Here is a 4,334-nt window from a genome sequence, read left to right as displayed (position 1 = left end):
GCATAAACTTATTAATTTAATAATTCAAATAGTACAATTAGTAATTGTTGGAACTCATTATGGTGCTTTTTTGGAAGCATAATATTTACATGAGAATGCTTCTCATCAAGGCCTATTGGTATACTAATCACATATAAATAAACATGAATATCTTTACGCCGTGTATTGAGCGCAGCTAAATCAAATCTGCTCTCAATGGGTTAACAAGGCGTGAAATCGTGTGTTGGCAGCGTCTTAAGCGGTTAACCTGATCAGCGTAAGGAAAGTGTATGCGTAAACTTTTAGCATATTGCCGTCGTGCACCTCAATTAACAGTCGTAATTCTTGCTTTTCCGTTTATTGTGGCTTTGTACTCGTATAATTTGCCTATATTAACTACTTTCTGTGAGCAAATATCTAATCTTTCGCAGCAAATCTTTGATTTCTTAAATCTTGGTTGCGATATTTCCATAAGTCTTAGTATCGGGAAAACTATTATCGCTATTCTCGTTTTGTATACCAGCCTTATTTCTTTGCGCAACATGATTAAAAATTTATTGCGCGGAACTTTAGGCATTGATTTGCTAGCTTTTGTTGCATTACTTGCAACGCTTTGTATTGGTGAGTTTTGGGCAAGCTATTTGATTGTTGTAATGGTTTGGACGGGAGAGGCAATTGAAGATTTTGCGCATATGAAAGCCCAGCGCAATCTGTCTCTTTTAGTAAGCGCAGCTCCAAAAACTGCTCATCTTATGACTTTGCCAGGTATTGAGCATGAAATGGATAATAATCAAGCAAATGATGAATCATACGAACCGCCATGTTTGAGTGAAAATCAGTGCAAGCCTAGCTCGTGTGTTCTGTGCCGGCATGCTGAATTCAGAAAAGTGGATGCCGCTAATTCTAAGCAATCTAATATTAGCGAGCAAAATTGCGACTATAAACACAATATTTGTCCATTTTTGCAAGCGTCTACAGACGGCGAAATCTCCTCAAATTTGCAGCGTTACAAAACGGTTCCAGTTGATGAATTAAATATTGGAAACGTAATTATTGTGCTTCCTGGCGAAACTGTGCCAGTTGATGGTGAGCTGTTAAGCGGTTCTGCAATTTTAGACACAAGTGCTATTAACGGAGAATCCGTTCCTAGAGAAGTCTATGCGGGAGCTGCAGTGCTTTCAGGCTGTGTAAACGGTGGAGTTGTGCTTATTATGCGCGTAACAAAGCTGTCTAAAAACTCGCAGTATCAGAAAATCATGCAGCTTGTTGAGTCTGCTAGGTCTTCTAAAGCTGCAGTAGTTAGATTTGCAGACATGTTATCTGTGCCATTTACTGTTTTGTCTTTTGTAATTGCTGGTTTTGCTTGGGGCTTTTCTGGAGATGCTCTTAGATTTGCGCAAGTGCTAGTTTTGGCAACTCCTTGCCCGCTGCTTATTGCGGTGCCGGTTGCGTGCATGGCTGGAACTGGGCGTTTAGCGAAACTTGGAATTGTTGTTAAAAGTCAGGATGTGCTTGAGCAATTAAGTCGTGTAACAGATGTATTTTTTGACAAAACTGGCACGTTGACTGTAAAACAGCCGCAAGTTGTAAACGTAGACGTAATCGATACTACGCAGAAGGCTGATCGTATTGTAATGCTCGCAGGTGTTCTAGAGACGTATTCTCAGCACATACTTGCAGGTGGTATTGCTAAAGCGGGAGCAAGCTTGTGGGAAAATGCTCACCCATCGTCGGTTCCGCAGCTTCCTAGCGTGCGAGAATACCCTGTAGTGCACAGTGTTAAAGAAACTGCAGGTCAGGGTATTCAGGGCGTTGTAGACGGTATTTTAGTACGTGTAGGCAGACGCAAGTACGTTACAGAGCAAAACGCGAATCAAACTATAGGCAAATCTCTTGCAGCAGACGAAATGGCAACCTACGTGTCTTTTGACGGCGTGCTGGTAGGAAGAATCGTATTAAAAGACGTGCCGCGCGATAACGCGAAATCAACCATTGACGCATTGTGTACACTTGGTGCACGCTCAATATCTATTCTTACTGGCGATAGTTTGCAAGCTGCAACAACAATTGGTAAAAGTGTTGGAATTGAAACAATATATGCAGATTTACTTCCGCAAGATAAATTAGCGCATGTAAAAAAACATAATTACAATGCGTATAAAAATAAGCAAAATTCAACTGTAACAATGATGGTTGGAGATGGTGTAAACGATGCTCCAGTGCTTGCAGCTGCCGATATTGGCGTAGCAGTAACGGATGGCACAGATACGGCAGCATCTGAATGCGCACAGGTAGTTATTATGAACAATGATATTTCTTCTGTTGCAAGCGCAATAAGAGTAGCAAAACATACTAAATGCGTTATGGTTCAGTCAGTATTGATGGGCATTGGATTAGCAATTATAAGTATGATTTTTGCGGCTTTCGGTTTTATTCCAGCAGTTATTGGCGCAATGATGCAAGAAGCAATTGATGTTGTTGCTATTATGTGGGCTTTAACAGCATTGCGCGAACGAAAATAAAAATATTTTTTGGCAATATTTTTACGATATTCATTACGACATCTTTAATAATATTCGTTTGAGTATGTTGTAAGACGAAGTAATGCGCTAGTCTAATTATGAAAGCATACGAGTTAGCTGCAAACGGTAACGGCTCAAGCTTGTACGTAACTTATTTCTGGCGAAGAATTACATATAAACGCTTTACAGTTACGCTGCTGAGTGATTGAGGCAACCTATGCTTGTAGGCCGCGCTAAATAGCGCGAAAACGGCGAAAAGTGCCGTATAATACAGTTCAATATGGGGATAATAATGGAAAAAAATAACTTAAACGAAAATGTTTCACAAGAAACATCTCAACTGCGTATTGCTGTAATAGGAGCAGGCCCTGCAGGAGTGTACTCTTCCGATATCTTCTTACGTCAGATTGCAAAGCGTGGAGAAGAATTGGGATTAGGCTCTAGCGCTCGCATTGATCTTTTTGAAAAATTGCCAGTGCCTTTCGGCTTAGTGCGTTACGGAGTAGCTCCTGACCATCCAAGTATCAAATTTATTGCGGATGCGCTTGAAAAGACGCTTGATAATCCAAATATTCATCTTTATGCAAATGTTGAATTTGGTAAAGATATTGCATTAGAAGATTTACTTCATAGATATGATGCTGTGTTATTTGCAACGGGTGCTGTGAAAGATAGGCCTCTTCGAGGAGTTCCAGGTGCCGATTTAGACGGAGTGTACGGAGCTGCAAAATTCGTAGAATGGTACGATGGATACCCAACTAGCAATCGAGAATGGCCGCTTGAAGCCAAGGAAGTAGCTGTTATTGGTGGCGGAAATGTGGCAATGGATGTTGCTCGTGAGCTTTTACGAGATCCTGATTATTTGCGCGCTCATACGGATATTCCAGATGACGTGTATGAGGGATTGCAAAAAAATAAAACCCAAACCTTGCATTTATTTATTCGTCGTGGAGTTGCCCAAGCAAAATTCTCTGTTCAAGAATTGCGCGAAATGGAAAAGTTATCCGGAGTGCAAATTGTTATTAATGAGGATGATTTTGAACTTGACGATGAGACTATTGAAGTAGCCGGTAACGATAAGCTCACGCGTCAAATGGTTGAGGAGCTTTTCGCTATTCGCGATATGGCTGAAGACATGGAAGATGGCGGAAACGTTGATTTTGAGGGGAAGCCAGCCAACAAACGCTATATTATCCACTTCAACTGTGCGCCGGTAGAAATTCTTGGTGAAGATGGACATGTGAAAGCAATACGAGTTGAGCGCACGACTACAAGCGCCGATGGCAAAATGACTCGTACTGGAGAGTTCGAGGAATACGCCGTTCAAGCTGTATACCATGCCATTGGCTACCATCCTGCAGAAGTTGCAGGTATTGCTTACGACGAAAAGCGTACTTTGCTTGCAAATATTGATGGGCGCTTAGTGGAGTCTGTGGAAAATGGCGAAGTTCGTGAGCGATTGTATGCAACTGGCTGGGCTAAGCGTGGGCCGGTAGGATTAATCGGTTCTACAAAATCTGATGCTCTTTTGATTGTTAATAATATGCTTGAAGATTTATCTAAAGCTGGCAATGCTGGGCGAATCGCACCTGATCGCGATGAAAATTCTATAGATAAATTATTGGCAGAAAAGGGCATTAAACCAATTGATTACGCCGGTTGGAAGCGAGTTGACTCTTATGAGCGTGAACTTGGAGCCAATGAGCAGAGAACTCGAAAGAAAGTTGTTTCAGCTTCTGAACTTGTAAATATTGCTTTAGGTAGCAAATAATGCCCTAAATAAACTGAAAATATTACTTAGTATTTAAGCTGTCTCTTATACACATCTGACGC

At 41.2% G+C, this 4,334-nt stretch carries 2 protein-coding genes; both read left to right on the top strand.

What is annotated here, in order from left to right; all coding sequences use genetic code 11:
• The first annotated feature begins 269 nt into the window (after positions 1-269).
• On the top strand, positions 270-2,501 hold the full coding sequence (locus A5295_RS05560; protein WP_064622090.1) for a heavy metal translocating P-type ATPase: 2,232 nt from the start codon (positions 270-272) through the stop codon (positions 2,499-2,501).
• Positions 2,502-2,793: 292 nt separating this feature from the next.
• Positions 2,794-4,272: an FAD-dependent oxidoreductase gene (locus A5295_RS05555; RefSeq protein ID WP_064622088.1), complete on the top strand. Its 1,479-nt coding sequence runs from the start codon at positions 2,794-2,796 to the stop codon at positions 4,270-4,272.
• Positions 4,273-4,334 lie beyond the last annotated feature (62 nt).

This window comes from Gardnerella sp. 26-12, from assembly GCF_001660745.1.
Lineage (GTDB): Bacteria > Actinomycetota > Actinomycetes > Actinomycetales > Bifidobacteriaceae > Bifidobacterium > Bifidobacterium swidsinskii.
The sequence above is the reverse complement of the archived record's forward strand: the minus strand, read 5'-3'. Positions and strand labels throughout refer to the sequence as shown.

What these genes read in the sequence shown, in the direction of transcription:
- A5295_RS05555 (WP_064622088.1), top strand. Translation starts at nt 2,794, where the DNA reads ATGGAAAAAAATAACTTAAACGAAAATGTTTCACAAGAAACATCTCAA.
- A5295_RS05560 (WP_064622090.1), top strand. Translation starts at nt 270, where the DNA reads ATGCGTAAACTTTTAGCATATTGCCGTCGTGCACCTCAATTAACAGTC.